Here is a 14542-nt window from a genome sequence, read left to right as displayed (position 1 = left end):
TCCATAAATTAACCTTCATTTGATGCTGGATTGAACATATCAAAATCAGGCAATTACACAAATCTATGTACAGGCTCTATGGGGATTGTCACTGGTATACCGGATGGTACTGATTTATCAGGTAATGTAACCTCTCCCGCAAATGCGGGAGGTGTTCCTGGGTTTGATTCTGATTTTTTTCAGACAACTCATGAAGTTATATTTAATATTCTCAATAAGAGTATATCTGGAAAATTAAGTGAATATTCAGATGTGGCTTATACTCTTGGTAAATATGGAGTTTCTCTGTATGTTTTATGGTATGCCTTTACTGTATTAGCAAGGAAACAACAGACACCTGTACCTGATTTTATCTGGAATATCTGTAGGTTTTACATAATATTGCTTTTTGTTAAGAATACAGGGGGAATACTTACATCAGCAACAGATGCTATTGATGGATTGAAAAATACATTGACAGGGGGAGATCCGTGGGTATGGATGGATCAGTTATGGGTGAAGGTTATACAAGTTGCAACTCTTATTTTTGATAAAGATACATCTACTGTGCCTGTTGCCGGTGGGATTGGTGCTTTATTAACTTATGTTGGTGGTGTTTTGGCATTATTGCTTTGTTCTATAGTATTTGCATCTGCTGAATTAACATTACTATTACTTTCTGTCACTGCGCCAATATTTATCATGTGTTTGATGTTTGGTTTCCTTCGGCAAATGTTTAATAGCTGGCTACAGCTTAATTTTAGCTCGTTACTGGTTTTTCTATTTGCAGCATTAGCACTAAGAGCTGGGACATGGCAATTAAACATGGCATTAAGTACGTCTATTGCTACAGCATCAGAAAACAATCTTCTTCAAACGGGAGTAACTTCATTAGCTGCTGGCATTTTCATGGCCTGGATTATCTGGCAGGCGAAAAGTTATGCTTCACAGATTGCAGGTGTGGGTGTTGAAGGTGCCATGCAGGGCGCAGCCGCTATGGGGATTGGTGCTGGCGTTTTCGGTGCATCCCGTATGGCGCGTGGCGCACTTGGTATGGGCAGAAATGCCGGTATTGGTGCATGGAAAGGTCTGCGTCGTCAGGAAGGCGGGTTTGGTCAGTCTCCGGGAATAACGGGTAAGACCGCTAACCTGGCCGGACAGGGCGTTAATATTGGTGCCAAAAAGCTTCGTCAGGCAGCTATTGAGAGGGCAAAGAAAATGTATGGAGGGTGATTTAATTATGAGTGTTGATACCATTTTAAATGTTCTTTTCATAATTAACGGGCTTGTCGCGATCTATTTTCTTTGTTCAGACTGAGTCTTCTGTAAATATTAATCTGTTATACAGGTGTTCATATTATGAAACTACTTATTGTGGCTTTCGTGACGCTTTGTCTCGCTGGTTGTCAGGCGTCACATAAACTACCGCCCGTTTCCGGGAAAAGCGAACCTGTTAATTCTGCTGAGGTAATGCAAAATGCAATTTAAACTTCCCGGATTTAAAAATAAAAAAGACGTTACTGACTCATCAGTTTCGTTTGAAGAAAGAAACATTGCACTACAGGAGAGAATGAATCGTATTTATAAATTCGGTGGTATCGGAGGCATGCTAATTGGTGGGCTGTCTTTACTTGCATTAAATGCAGCATTACCACTGAAAACAACGGTTGTTGATGCCTACCTTATCGATAAGGTTACAGGTGTGGCTGAACGTCTGACTTCCGTTAAAAAAGAAAATCTTTCTGAAAACGAAGCCATTGCCAGATATTTTATCACCCAGTATATAAAACATCGTGAAGGTTATAATTTTTTTAGTCTCCAGCATGATTATGATTATGTAATGGCTTACAGCGCGGAGAATGTCGCGACAGATTATAACGCATTATTTAACAGTGAACAGGCACCAAAACTTGTTTATAACAAAGCAGAAAAAACGGCAATGGTTCAGGATAATCCATCTGTCATAATTTCACCTTCGTCACGGGCAGATGATAAAGATATCGGTGCGTATATTCGTTTTCGTCTGACCATCAGGGATGTTGCTACCGGACAAACCCGCCAGGAGTTCTGGAATGTTCGCCTGACTTATCGTATCGAACCGCAGGTTGAAATGGTGTCGGGGGAACGTAATAACAATCCTCTTAAGTTCGTTGTAACAAGCTACGTTCGCGATAAAGAAGCCAGAGGTTAATAATATGAAAATGAATAAAGGAGCGTTAATTATGGCGCTTCTGATGGCGGCGCACGTCTGTCATGCTGCTGTTCTTCCTTCAGGCAGTCGCTTTGACCCACGCAATCAGATAGTCAGTTATAACCCCAATAATACCACCATAATTAACAGTGCCGTTGGATACACCACCACACTGGTATTTGATGAAGATGAAACAGTTATCAGTGCCAGAACTGGTTTTCCGCAGGGATGGGCGGTTAATAAAGAAGATAACCTGGTATACCTGGAAGTTCGTCCTGTTAAACAGACTGTTCAGAAAAATAATACGGATGAAAACGGTAATACCTCTTCTGAATCCGTCAGTGTTGCTCTTGACCCGGAAAATGAGCTTGAACGCTGGCGAACGAATCTGTTTGTTCGCACCACGAAACGTAATTACAGCATGGAGCTGAACGCTAGAACGTTCCGACAGCCGGAGAAAATTGCGTTTGTGGTGAATTACCAGTATCCGCAGGAACGCCGGAAGGAACAGGCCGAAATTGAGAAGAAACGCACAGAGGCTCTTGCCAGACGCCTGGAGGAACAGGCAATCAACCGTTCCCTGGAAAATGCGAAATCGCCCCGTAACTGGCAGTACTGGAAGCGGGTTGCTGAAGGCAGCCAGGATATCAGCCCTGATTATGCATATGACGATGGTCGTCATACCTGGTTCGGCTTCAGTCAGTTAAAGAAAATTCCCAGCGTCTTTGTGATGAACGGTATGCAGGAGACTCTTACCAATCCTGTGATTAAACAGAGCGGGAGTTTTACGGTTGTTGGCGTACCGGTTGATAAGCGTTTTGTTTTACGTCTTGGTGAGCAGGTGGTGGGGATTGAGAACCAGGGCTTCGGAAAAGTACGTTTACCAGCCGGAGATACGGTATCCCCGGATGTTAAGAAAGAGGTGATCCAGTGACTGAACAGGAAAATAAAATCCCGACTGCAACCGAAATTGAACAGCAGCTACGGGAACGCAGACAGAAAGAACTGGAACAGGCCGGGAAGACTCCGGAAGAAGAGCCTGGCAAGCCAGCATTGCAGCTTGGTATTGAAAAACTTAAAAAATCACGTAAAGGGATGATTATCCTCGTCGTGGGTTTTCTTCTGCTTGCTGCCGGTGTTTCTGTTTATTATATCCCGTCCATTATCCGTTCTGTGTCGTCAGGGGATGAGAAACCCGCAAGTCAGCCGCTTGCAACCGGAGCGGCTAAACGTCAGACCGGACTGAGCGAAGATATCGATCCTTTTAATACCGCACAGAAAAAAACAGAGAAACCAGAGGAAGAAAAAGTCATTTCTTCTGAAAAGACTGAACCGCCGGAAAATAAACAGCAGAGCTTCAGCCGTGCACTTGACGTTTCTCTTGATGGCAGCCAGGCAGGAAACAGCAGCAGTTCAGCGGGAACGTCAGTTTCACATACTGCGGCCAGTGAGCCAGAAAGCGATAAAAAGGATGAAGCAAAAGCAACCGCACAGGCTACAGAATCTGCGCCACTGGCGAAAATAACGAAACTTCCATATGACCCAAATTTGTTTATCCCGGAAGGGACATCAATTCCCTGTTCACTGGACAGGCGTTTTGTTTCTGACCTGGCGGGGAAACTGGAATGTACGGTCAACAGTGATATATACAGCGCCAGTGGCAATGTAAAACTTATCGAAAGAGGAACCGCCGCAAAACTGATGTATAAGGCCGGGTCTTTAAATCATGGGCAAGGGCGTGTGTTTGTTATGGCTTATAAGCTACGTACCCGCAGTAAGCCTTTTATTGATATTCCCCTGGTTGACTCACAGGCGGCTGGCGCGTTAGGCGAAGCCGGTGCTTCTGGCTGGATTGACACTCATTTCAGTGAACGTTTTCTTGGTGCAATGATGGTCGGGATGATACCGGATTTAAGTCAGGCGGCCAGTGGTATTGCTCAGAATAACAGGGACAGTCAGACGGACTATACAGCTAACAGCCGCCAGGCTTTTGCTGATATAGCACGCGAAGCATTTTCTAATAGTGTGAATATCCCGCCAACGCTTTATAAAAATCAGGGAGAAATTATTACTCTGATTGTCGGTCAGGATCTGGATTTTTCAGGTATTTATAAACTGAAAATGAAAGGGGGGTAATGTGAATAACGAAAACAGACATCTGATTTATGATGTGGTTAACGACTATTTTTATCACTGGCTGAATGAGATTGATGGTGTCACGGAAATCGCTGTTAACCGACCAGGAGAAATATTTATAAAGGTCAGGGGAAAGTGGCAATGGTATGAACAAAGGATGAGTTACAGTGATTGTCTTTCTTTTGCATCCACACTGGCCGATTTTCATGACGGCGGTTCTGTGACTCCTGAATATCCCCTGCGTTCTGCCACGCTTCCGGGTGGAGAACGTGTTCAGGTTGTGATCCCACCGGCAACTGAAAAAGATACTGTTTCTATAACAATCCGTAAGCCGTCTGGTATTTTTATCAGTCATGACAAATTTATAAAACAGGGATTTTATTCACGCGTCAGTGGTTTAAGTGGTGACTCTGTTATGGAAGATAATATTTCTGCTTTAATCACTTCCGGATATTTTGAAAGGGTTATACCTGAATCACTGAGTCAGGGGAAAACGATAGTTTTCTGTGGAGGGACAGGGTCAGGTAAAACCACCTTTGCAAATGCCTGTCTGGAATATATACCGCATCATCTGCGGTGTATTTCTATTGAAGATACTGATGAGGCAAAATTCAGATTCCATAAAAACCATGTAAAACTTTACTATCCGGCAGAGGGTGAGAGTAAGGTTATTACCTCAGCGAGTCTTCTGCGTTCCTGTTTTCGTATGAATCCGGACAGGATTCTGATGACAGAAATCAGGGGAGCTGAGGCATGGGATTTTCTGAAAGCATCGAGTTCAGGCCATTCAGGAAACATTACCACCGTTCACGAAAGTAGTCCTGAATATGCCGTGCTTGGGATTGTCCAGCGATGTTATATGAATCCTGAATGTCAGAATCTACCATTCAATGTCATTTTAAGACGTGTACTGAGTAATATTGATATTATCATGAGTATTAAATACCTTGATGATGAAGATTTTCGGTTCGCTTCCGGCATTTACTACAGACAACTTCATTTTGATGATTATTTCAGAAAACTGAAGGAGTGATTATGTCTTTAAAACTTCCAGATAAAGGCCAGTGGGTTTTTATCGGTCTGGTTATGTGTCTCGTGACCTATTATGCTGGTTCTGTTGCTGTTTATTTCCTGAACGGAAAAACACCACTGTATATATGGAAAAATTTTGATTCCATGTTGCTCTGGAAAATAATAACAGAGAGTAATATACGTACAGATATCAGACTGACTGCCATACCCTCTCTTTTGTCAGGTATGGTTTCGTCTCTCATTGTGCCTGTTTTTGTTATCTGGCAACTGAATAAAATGGATGTTGCTCTTTATGGTGATGCGAAGTTTGCCAGTGACAATGATTTAAAAAAATCAAAACTGCTTAAGTGGGAGACAGAAAATGATACGGATATTCTGGTCGGCGCGTATAAAGGAAAATATCTGTGGTATACCGCCCCGGATTTTGTATCTCTTGGTGCAGGAACCCGCGCCGGTAAAGGTGCCGCCATTGGTATCCCTAATCTTCTGGTCAGAAAACACTCTCTTATTGCGTTAGATCCAAAACAGGAATTGTGGAAAATCACCAGTAAGGTGCGTGAAATACTGCTGGGTAATAAAGTTTATCTTCTCGACCCATTCAACAGTAAGACACATCAGTTTAACCCCCTTTTCTATATTGATTTAAAAGCAGAGAGTGGTGCTAAGGATCTGCTTAAACTGATTGAAATTCTGTTTCCGTCTTACGGCATGACAGGGGCAGAAGCGCACTTTAATAACCTTGCTGGTCAGTACTGGACAGGACTGGCTAAGTTGCTTCATTTCTTTATTAACTATGAGCCGTCCTGGCTTAATGAGTTCGGGCTTAAACCCGTTTTCTCAATAGGTTCTGTCGTCGACCTGTACAGCAATATTGACCGGGAACTGATACTCAGTAAGCGGGAAGAACTGGAGGGAACAAACGGACTTGATGAAAACGCGCTGTATCATTTGCGCGATGCCCTGACCAAAATCAGGGAATATCACGAAACGGAAGATGAACAGCGTTCAAGCATTGATGGTTCTTTCCGTAAGAAAATGAGCCTGTTTTATCTCCCAACCGTTCGTAAATGTACTGATGGTAATGATTTCGATCTCCGTCAGTTGCGACGGGAAGATATCACTGTTTATGTCGGTGTTAATGCGGAAGATATATCTCTGGCTTACGATTTTCTGAACCTGTTTTTCAACTTCGTTGTTGAAGTGACATTGCGTGAAAATCCTGATTTTGATCCCACCCTGAAACATGACTGCCTGATGTTTCTTGATGAGTTCCCTTCGATTGGTTATATGCCAATTATTAAAAAGGGGTCAGGGTATATTGCAGGTTTTAAACTTAAACTGCTGACGATTTATCAGAATATCAGTCAGCTAAATGAAATCTATGGTATTGAGGGAGCCAAAACGCTGATGAGTGCTCATCCATGCCGTATTATCTATGCTGTCAGCGAAGAGGATGATGCCGCGAAGATATCAGAAAAACTTGGGTATATTACAACCACATCAAAGAGCACAAGCAAGAGCCGGGGACGATCAGCTTCACAGGGCGAATCAGAAAGTGAAGCCCGAAGAGCACTGGTGCTTCCACAGGAGCTGGGAACGCTGGACTTTAAAGAAGAGTTTATCATCCTGAAGGGGGAGAACCCTGTTAAAGCAGAAAAGGCACTTTATTACCTTGATCCGTATTTTATGGACAGGTTAATGAAGGTCAGTCCTAAACTGGCATCATTGACGATGGAACTAAATAAGACGAAAAAAATATTTGGTGTGAAAGGGCTTAAATATCCGTCAAAAGAAAAAATGCTCTCCGTAGGGGAGCTGGAGTCTGAGGTTTTGCTATGAAAAAAATACTTATGATCAGTATTCTTCTCCTCACCGCCTGTTCCTCTCCACCTGAACCGCCACAGGTTGAATGGGAAAAACGGCCTGAAGTTATGAATACACAAATAATGAACTGGACACCAACATCTAACGTTATTAAATCAGATAATATAAATTCTTTATGGAGTAAGGTGTTGCCTGATTTTAAACCAGAAAATCGTCTTTACGATGATTCTGTTTTTTATGCAGTTGCCCACTCTGAAAAAATAGTTGTAAGGACATCTTCTTTTGATAGTTACTGGTCTGCGAAAGACTGGCTAAGAAAAAATGGTGCAACAGGTGTTATTGAATATCAGCCACTAAAAAGATGGTTGAATAATGACTATGTTGAAATCTCCCTTTCGAGAATAAATGTTCAGAGGTTGCCATGAAAAGGATATGCAAAGGTCTAATCGTAATTTTTACTGTGTCCTTGTTTACAGCGCCAACGTATGCGGCTGATCCCTGTAAATCCGTTTTTTGTCTTTATGGTAAAGCTGTCGGTAGTAGCGGAGGGAGTGAGTGCAGTAGTGCAGAAAAGGATTTTTTTAAAAATGTTGAAAAGAAAAAGGGGAAAATCCGCTGGGGTAAAACATTTGATCTCCGTAAGAATTTTTTAAATCAGTGTTCAACTGCAGACCCGGCTGCAATCTCACTGATCATGAGTAAGTTTGGTCGCGTCAGAGGCTGATTAAAACCTGATACCCGCGCCAACGGGTATCAGGGGACTGCAAGTATCACATACCGCGCCAACGGAATGTGATGATTAGTTACAATCACTGAGGTTAGAAATGAAAGTAACCAAATCTATTATAGCTGTTTTATTGTGCTTATCTGCTGGTAGTGCATATGCAGATTGTGAGTATTACCTTACAGGTAACAAGGAAACTCTTAATATTTCGGATTGTGTTGATGGTGTAAAAGGCATAGCCAATAGTGCGCTGTCAAACTCACAGAATGCTCAAAATGTTGCAAATGGTGCTGCTTCTACAGCCCAAAATGCGCAGTCTGTCGCGAATACTGCTGCGTCTACTGCGCAAAACGCGCAAACAGCCGCGAATAAAGCTCAGGCAACAGCAAATGAGGCTAATTCAGCGGCCCAAAATGCACAGAACACAGCGAATACGGCGCAAAATACAGCGAACTCTGCTAATACGGTTGCTCAAAATGCTCAATCGACAGCTAACCAGGCAATCCAGGATGCGGCAGAAAAAGCCGAAGCGGCAGAAAAGAACGCAAACAACTATACAGACAATAAAATTACAGATGCTAAAAATGAACTGAATACGAATATTGATAGTGCGAAGAATGACGCGATCAATTCGTCGAACAGTTACACTGACAGCAAAATCAGTGACACGAAGACAGAACTGAACGCCAGTATCGACAAGGCGAAGAATGACGCGATTAGTTCATCCAACAGTTACACTGACAACAAAATCAGTGACACGAAGACAGAACTGAACGCCAGTATCGACAAGGCGAAGAACGAAGCGGTCAGTTCATCCAACAGTTACACTGACAGCAAAATCAGTGACACGAAGACAGAACTGAACGCCAGTATCGACAAGGCAAAGAACGACGCGATCAGTTCATCCAACAGTTACACTGACAATAAAATCAGTGATACGAAAACGGAGCTGAACGCCAGTATCGACAAGGCAAAGAACGACGCGATCAGCTCATCAAATAGCTACACTGACAATAAAATCAGTGACACGAAGACAGAGTTGAATACCAATATCAACAATGCCAAAAATGAGGCAATCAGCACATCAAACAACTATACGGATAAGAAATATCAACAAGGTATCAGTTATACCAATGAAAAATATGAGCAAAGCATACAGTATGCTCAAAATGCAGCCGATAAAGCTGAACAAAATGCGAATAACTATACAGATAACCGATTCAGTCAGTTAAGCAATCAGTCAAATCAGCGGTTCGAACAATTAAACAGTAAAATTGAACGTGCGGAAAAACGCCTTAATGCCGGTATTGCAGGTGTAACAGCAATATCATCAATCCCGTATGTTGCTGAAAATAGTTTCTCATATGGTATTGGTGTTGGTAATTATCAGAATGGAAATGCGATTGCAGCAGGCATTCAATATAAAACGTCATTAAACACAAACGTGCGCCTTAATGTTTCATGGGATTCATCTCATAACACTGTACTTGGCGCAGGTTTTGCGGGTGGCTGGTAATAAATTATCTATGTGAAAGGAGATAAAAATGAAACCATTGGTTTATGCAATGATTCTGTCACTGACGACCTTTTCTGCTTTTGCAAAACAGAACTCGGCTAACAGTCAGAAAACTGGTGCAAGTAATATGGAAAGACAAAGCTATGAGAATACCGATGCGGGGAAAAAACAAGCTGAATGGATGAAAGGTAAATTAGTTAAATCTGATTGTTCTCCAGCCATGAATCGTATTGGCTGGTCAGAAGGTTGTAAGTAATCATCAATGATAACCTCGCAGATTCCAGATTTTAATCTGGATTTTGCGGGGTTGAACAACCGAAGGGCGTTAGTATTTTATGAAAATTATATTAATAACATTTATTTTTCTGTTTACTGTTTTTCAGTCTGCAAATGCAGGTGGAATACCTGGTGTTTTCACATTAAACCTGGAAATCCAGGGGAAAGTTATTCGTGTTCTCGATGGCGATACCATCGAAGTTTTACAGGACAAACAGGACAAAAAGCCTGTCAGGATTCGCCTGGCAAACATCGATGCACCGGAGAAAAAACAGGCTTTCGGGCGCTGGTCAGCAAATCAGCTTAAAGCTCTGCTTGCAGCACAGCCTGTTACTGTGACGTATACGCAGAGAGACCGCTACGGACGCATTATCGGTCGTGTGTTCACGACGAACGGCACAGATGCCAGCCGCTTTATGGTTAAGTCTGGTGCTGCATGGGTATATGAACGTTACAACGCGGATGAGTCATTACCGGCTCTGCAACGGGAAGCGCAGGAACAAAAACGAGGTTTATGGGCTGACAGTAATCCGGTTCCACCGTGGGAATGGCGACATAAACAGAACTGACGCGCGTTGCTTGTCCAACCCCTCCACTACCTTAAATAAATTTCAGGCAGTGTCACGGTTTTAAATATACATGGTGCGCTTATGGGTAAATTAACTCTGGTAGAGCAGGCTTTACGGCTTCACAAAGAATATTACGGTGAAGATAATTTTGGAACTGTCGTAAAGGATTGTGATTACTATCCTAAAGTGGCAGAGATTTTTATAAACAGAAAGAATCGTAAAATTTATTCGAATCTGGATATCGAACCTGTTGCTTCAACCGTTATTCATACGGGAAGTAGCCCTGTTATGGCTAAAGCCGGGAGAATTAAAAAACTTATGTTCAAAGATGGTTCTGGTGCATACAGGATTCATCTTGGTCAAAATGAAGTTGTTCATATTATTCGCTTCATTCTTAACTCTAAAGTCAGGATGGAGTACGCCGTTGGGACTACTAAAAGTATGTCAATGCTCCACAATCTTTGCGAGGCAGGACGCGCTAAATTAAACCGCTCATTACCACGTAAAGGTATCTGGAAACTTGGGTACTATGATGGTGTTTATTATCACGGTAAGGCAAGAAAGGAGGAAATTGAAAATGCTATGCGTTTCTCAGTTCATCCAAAATTTGACGAGCTGGAAAACGACTTTAATCAGTTCTTTTCTGATATTGATTTCTATACCCGGTATGGTCAGTCAGGTATGCGTAAAGTGCTCTTTACTGGCCCCCCAGGAACAGGCAAGACAACTATCGCAAAAGCTTTGGGGGCAAAGTATCAGGATAAGTATGTTTTTGTTTATGCCGATGATTACTTTAAAGATGTTTGCTACGCCGCTGCTCAGAAGAAAATACCCGTCATTATTATAGCTGAAGAGGTTGATGAACTTTATCGGGCTGATGCCGGAACGTTAAGTTTTCTTGATGGAGCTGATACACCGCGAAATGTCGCAGGTACATATGTGATCTTTTCTACAAACTATCCAAAACGCATCGACCCACGTATTAGGAAACGTCCAGGTCGAATTGACAGGATAATCTCTGTAGGTGCTTTCAGAACCAAAGCTGCTGCCGCTTGCGCCAAAATGTACTTACCAGAAGATGTAGAAATTGACCTTAAAGAGCTTGGCGCAGTGCTGGACAGAACGACTCCGGCTGAAATCAAGGAAATTATTAATATCGCAATCGGAATGATTCGCGGAACCAAAAATGAATTATCAGTGGATGTAATAAAAAATGCTCGTGCCTTTTTGAAAGGAACCCTTGATCTGAGCGTGCAGGAAGCAGATGAAGATATAGAGGAAAGGGAAGAGCTTTATAAAAAGAACGGGGCGCAACCTGACTATTTAAGTTACCTGGAGGATTAACACATGCAATATGCATTAGTTGATGCGCTGGAACGAAAATTTTTGCTGGATGCTCTTGAATTTGGTGTTCTGAAGGACTGGAAAGAAAATCCGGTAAAAGAACTTCCTGATATTGATGAATCTGTTCACCCCTTCCATGTCTGCTATGGTGGATATTTATTAAATCCTGGTGTTTCAGATTCAGATATTAGCAGAAAAATAAAAGACCAGACAGGATTCTGGCTGGCAGCTATTGATGATACCCGCATGGATTGTCATTCAATAGCTTATTATGATATTCACACCCTCCCTTTGATTTCGTGTGGACATCAAAAGATAGTTCCTTTTGCCGCATTAATAAAAGCTGATGAATGCATCATTTCAAAAATTGCTTCATATTCTGGTTTTGCTGTAACAGCCTTTTTGAGAATTAAAGACCAGGATATCGCAACGAATATACTTAACCGTGAGGGAATTTTTGCCTTTAATGGCTGTGAGCGCAGATTCAGACAACCTGTAAGTGAAGATAACTGGCAACAGGCAGTATCAGAAGAACGCGCTATTCGTTGTGCAAACAGATTAATTCAATGTAAAGGATAACAAAATGAGACTTTTTATCGCAGAAAAACCCGCAGTAGCAAATGATATTGTTAAGGCACTTGGTGGCAATTTTACCCGGCATGATGGCTGGTTTGAAAGTGATAACGCCATTGTGACTAACTGTTTTGGTCATATTATCGAATCACAACCGCCGGAAAACTATAATCCTGAATACAAAGCCTGGAAGGTTGAAACGCTTCCTTTACGTCTTTATCCCGTGAAGTATCAGCCTGTTGAAAGTGCAGCAAAACAGGTTAAAACGATTCTCGAACTTATCAGACGTGGAGACGTGACTGAAATTGTTCACGCTGGCGATCCTGATGATGAGGGACAGCTACTTGTTGATGAAGTCCTGGAATATGCAGGAAACACAAAACCCGTGAAGCGCGTTCTGATAAACGACAACACGCTTCCGGCAGTGAAAAAGGCACTGGCAAATCTTAAAGATAATCGTGATTTCAAAGGGCTTTACCTTAAGGCGCTGGCGCGTTCAGTTGCCGATGCCGTCTATGGATTCTCCATGACGCGTGCTTACACCATTCCTGCAAAAGCCAGAGGATATCAGGGCGTTCTGTCTGTCGGGCGCGTCCAGACACCCGTTCTTGGCCTGATTGTGAATCGTACCCGTGCTAACCAGAACCATAAATCCAGTTTTTACTACACCATGACCGGAGTTTTTCAGCGTGGTGCTGATGTTCTCAGGGCGAACTGGAAACCAGGTGAATTTGCTCCGCTGACCGACCGTAAATTACTTGATAAGGCGTGGGCAGACGGAACGGCAGCATCCCTTGCAGGAAAACCGGCTACAGTTGAAGCAGCAGCAACTGATGATAAAAAAACGGCTGCGCCGTTGCCGTTTAACCTGGTCAGACTCCAGCAATACATGAACAAGAAGTTTAAAATGACGGCACAAAAAACGCTGGATATTACGCAACAACTACGTGAAAAATATAAAGCAATTACGTATAACCGCTCAGATTGCTCATATCTTTCTGATGAACAATTCAGTGAAGCGCCGCAGGTTATCGATGCCCTGAAATCAGTCTTTCCTCAGTCGCTGGATATTGATTCTTCACGTAAAAGCAAAGCGTTTAACAGTGCAAAGGTGACTGCGCATACTGCGATAATCCCGACCTCCAGTGTGCCTGATGTTAACGCACTCAGCACCGACGAGCGCAATGTTTACCTGGCGATCGCACAACACTATCTTGTTCAGTTCATGCCTGAAAAAGCATACCAGGAAGTATCGGTTGCCATTCAGTGTGGTGATGAGTCGTTCTATGCCCGTGCCAGAAAAACAACTGACAGCGGATTTGAGGCGTTTCTTGGCGCGGAAATCACAGACGAAGGTGAATCAGAAGATAATGATGATTCCGCTTTTGAACTGCTCTGTAAAATTCGCACAGGAGAAACACTGACGACAAAAGAAGTTGTTGTTAATGAGAAGAAAACAACACCGCTGCCGTTATTCACCGAAGCCTCCTTGCTTGCTGCGCTTGTTCGTGTCGCGGATTTTGTCACTGATCCAACGATTAAAAAATTACTGAAAGATAAGGATAAAGACAAAAAAGATGAACATGGCGGTATTGGTACGCCAGCTACCCGTGCAGCCATTCTGGAAACGCTGAAGAAGAGAAACTATATCACTCTGGAAAAAGGGAAACTTATTCCGACTGATACCGGATATGCGCTTATTGATGCCCTGCCAGGTATAGCGGTTAATCCTGATATGACAGCATTATGGTCTGAAAAACAGTCTGCCATTGAAAATGGCGACCTGACGGTTGAACAGTTTATTAATGAGCTGTACGGTGAACTGACAGGCATGATTTCTGATGTTGACCTGGGCAAGATGAAGATTGAACCCGCTGCGCCAGCAGGGCAGTTTCAACACCTGGACTCTCCCTGCCCTTCCTGTGGTAAACATATTGTTATCAGGCCGAAAGGTTATTTCTGTACCGGATGTGAATTTAAAATCTGGAGTGAGTTTTCTGGTAAGAAAATCACCCAGGCACAGGCCGAAAAACTGGTTAAATCAGGGAAAACCGATTTGATTAAGGGATTTAAAAAGAAAAGTGGTGGAACGTATGATACAGTTCTTGTCCTTGAGGATAAGAAAACAGGGAAGCTGGGTTTTCCGGCAAGGGCTAAGAAGTGAAAACAAAGCAGGAATGGCTTTTTCAGTTAAGAAAATGTACATCAAGAGATACTCTTGAAAAAGTTATTGAGATTAACCGTTACAAACTGCCTTTATCAGAATCAGAGGCATTTTATTCTGCCGCAGATCATCGCCGTGCAGAACTGGTTATGAATAAACTGTATGATAAGGTTCCTTCCGGTGTCTGGAAGTACGTCCACTAAACAAGAGGATT

Annotated in this window: 15 protein-coding genes; all 15 read left to right on the top strand. The window is 42.6% G+C overall.

All coding sequences use genetic code 11. The annotated features are described in order from the left end of the window. The first annotated feature begins 78 nt into the window (after positions 1–78). The 15 genes from BEB42_RS24040 (at position 79) to hha (ending at position 14531) form a co-directional block, all read left to right on the top strand. Complete coding sequence (locus BEB42_RS24040; RefSeq protein ID WP_097404306.1) at positions 79–1212, top strand: type IV secretion system protein; 1134 nt, start codon at positions 79–81, stop codon at positions 1210–1212. A gap of 244 nt (positions 1213–1456) precedes the next feature. Beyond that, positions 1457–2170, top strand: a complete 714-nt coding sequence (locus BEB42_RS24035; RefSeq protein ID WP_097404301.1) for a type IV secretion system protein — start codon at positions 1457–1459, stop codon at positions 2168–2170. A 4-nt stretch (positions 2171–2174) separates the two neighbouring features. After that, entirely contained in the window at positions 2175–3104 is a 930-nt protein-coding gene (locus BEB42_RS24030; RefSeq protein WP_097404302.1) for a TrbG/VirB9 family P-type conjugative transfer protein, read from the top strand. Continuing rightward, entirely contained in the window at positions 3101–4306 is a 1206-nt protein-coding gene (virB10, locus tag BEB42_RS24025) for a VirB10/TraB/TrbI family type IV secretion system protein (RefSeq protein WP_000139139.1), read from the top strand. Before BEB42_RS24030 ends, virB10 begins: the two co-directional genes overlap by 4 nt. Before the next feature lies 1 nt (position 4307). Beyond that, positions 4308–5339: a P-type DNA transfer ATPase VirB11 gene (gene virB11, locus BEB42_RS24020; protein WP_097404303.1), complete on the top strand. Its 1032-nt coding sequence runs from the start codon at positions 4308–4310 to the stop codon at positions 5337–5339. Between the two features lie 2 nt (positions 5340–5341). After that, on the top strand, positions 5342–7177 hold the full coding sequence (locus BEB42_RS24015; protein ID WP_000053829.1) for a type IV secretory system conjugative DNA transfer family protein: 1836 nt from the start codon (positions 5342–5344) through the stop codon (positions 7175–7177). Continuing rightward, positions 7174–7587: a cag pathogenicity island Cag12 family protein gene (locus BEB42_RS24010; RefSeq protein WP_000722607.1), complete on the top strand. Its 414-nt coding sequence runs from the start codon at positions 7174–7176 to the stop codon at positions 7585–7587. The genes BEB42_RS24015 and BEB42_RS24010 overlap by 4 nt, the downstream gene beginning before the upstream one ends. Further along, positions 7584–7886, top strand: coding sequence for a TrbM/KikA/MpfK family conjugal transfer protein (locus BEB42_RS24005; RefSeq protein ID WP_000820908.1), 303 nt, complete (start codon positions 7584–7586; stop codon positions 7884–7886). The genes BEB42_RS24010 and BEB42_RS24005 overlap by 4 nt, the downstream gene beginning before the upstream one ends. A 100-nt stretch (positions 7887–7986) precedes the next feature. After that, positions 7987–9402, top strand: coding sequence for a YadA C-terminal domain-containing protein (locus BEB42_RS24000; protein WP_097404318.1), 1416 nt, complete (start codon positions 7987–7989; stop codon positions 9400–9402). 28 nt (positions 9403–9430) lie between these two features. Then, positions 9431–9658 (top strand): hypothetical protein, encoded by a 228-nt coding sequence (locus BEB42_RS23995; protein ID WP_000803716.1) that lies wholly within the window; start codon positions 9431–9433, stop codon positions 9656–9658. Positions 9659–9737: 79 nt separating this feature from the next. Beyond that, positions 9738–10247 (top strand): thermonuclease family protein, encoded by a 510-nt coding sequence (locus BEB42_RS23990; RefSeq protein ID WP_015059107.1) that lies wholly within the window; start codon positions 9738–9740, stop codon positions 10245–10247. A gap of 81 nt (positions 10248–10328) precedes the next feature. Beyond that, positions 10329–11591, top strand: a complete 1263-nt coding sequence (locus BEB42_RS23985; protein WP_000517488.1) for an AAA family ATPase — start codon at positions 10329–10331, stop codon at positions 11589–11591. A 3-nt stretch (positions 11592–11594) separates the two neighbouring features. Beyond that, positions 11595–12170 (top strand): hypothetical protein, encoded by a 576-nt coding sequence (locus tag BEB42_RS23980; RefSeq protein WP_032180616.1) that lies wholly within the window; start codon positions 11595–11597, stop codon positions 12168–12170. A gap of 4 nt (positions 12171–12174) precedes the next feature. Beyond that, positions 12175–14328, top strand: a complete 2154-nt coding sequence (locus BEB42_RS23975; protein ID WP_087895677.1) for a type IA DNA topoisomerase — start codon at positions 12175–12177, stop codon at positions 14326–14328. Then, positions 14325–14531 (top strand): hemolysin expression modulator Hha, encoded by a 207-nt coding sequence (gene hha, locus BEB42_RS23970; protein ID WP_000850859.1) that lies wholly within the window; start codon positions 14325–14327, stop codon positions 14529–14531. Before BEB42_RS23975 ends, hha begins: the two co-directional genes overlap by 4 nt. Positions 14532–14542: the final 11 nt, after the last annotated feature.

Origin of the sequence: Escherichia sp. MOD1-EC5990, assembly GCF_002965285.1 — a bacterium.
Taxonomy (GTDB): Bacteria; Pseudomonadota; Gammaproteobacteria; order Enterobacterales; family Enterobacteriaceae; genus Escherichia; species Escherichia coli_F.
This window is presented reverse-complemented; position numbering and strand designations above follow the sequence as displayed.

Bases quoted from the DNA above. Each gene is read 5' to 3' on its own strand.
- BEB42_RS24040 (WP_097404306.1), top strand. From the start codon at position 79: ATGGGGATTGTCACTGGTATACCGGATGGTACTGATTTATCAGGTAAT.
- BEB42_RS24035 (WP_097404301.1), top strand. From the start codon at position 1,457: ATGCAATTTAAACTTCCCGGATTTAAAAATAAAAAAGACGTTACTGAC.
- BEB42_RS24030 (WP_097404302.1), top strand. From the start codon at position 2,175: ATGAAAATGAATAAAGGAGCGTTAATTATGGCGCTTCTGATGGCGGCG.
- BEB42_RS24015 (WP_000053829.1), top strand. From the start codon at position 5,342: ATGTCTTTAAAACTTCCAGATAAAGGCCAGTGGGTTTTTATCGGTCTG.
- BEB42_RS24010 (WP_000722607.1), top strand. From the start codon at position 7,174: ATGAAAAAAATACTTATGATCAGTATTCTTCTCCTCACCGCCTGTTCC.
- BEB42_RS24005 (WP_000820908.1), top strand. From the start codon at position 7,584: ATGAAAAGGATATGCAAAGGTCTAATCGTAATTTTTACTGTGTCCTTG.
- BEB42_RS24000 (WP_097404318.1), top strand. From the start codon at position 7,987: ATGAAAGTAACCAAATCTATTATAGCTGTTTTATTGTGCTTATCTGCT.
- BEB42_RS23995 (WP_000803716.1), top strand. From the start codon at position 9,431: ATGAAACCATTGGTTTATGCAATGATTCTGTCACTGACGACCTTTTCT.
- BEB42_RS23990 (WP_015059107.1), top strand. From the start codon at position 9,738: ATGAAAATTATATTAATAACATTTATTTTTCTGTTTACTGTTTTTCAG.
- BEB42_RS23985 (WP_000517488.1), top strand. From the start codon at position 10,329: ATGGGTAAATTAACTCTGGTAGAGCAGGCTTTACGGCTTCACAAAGAA.
- BEB42_RS23980 (WP_032180616.1), top strand. From the start codon at position 11,595: ATGCAATATGCATTAGTTGATGCGCTGGAACGAAAATTTTTGCTGGAT.
- BEB42_RS23975 (WP_087895677.1), top strand. From the start codon at position 12,175: ATGAGACTTTTTATCGCAGAAAAACCCGCAGTAGCAAATGATATTGTT.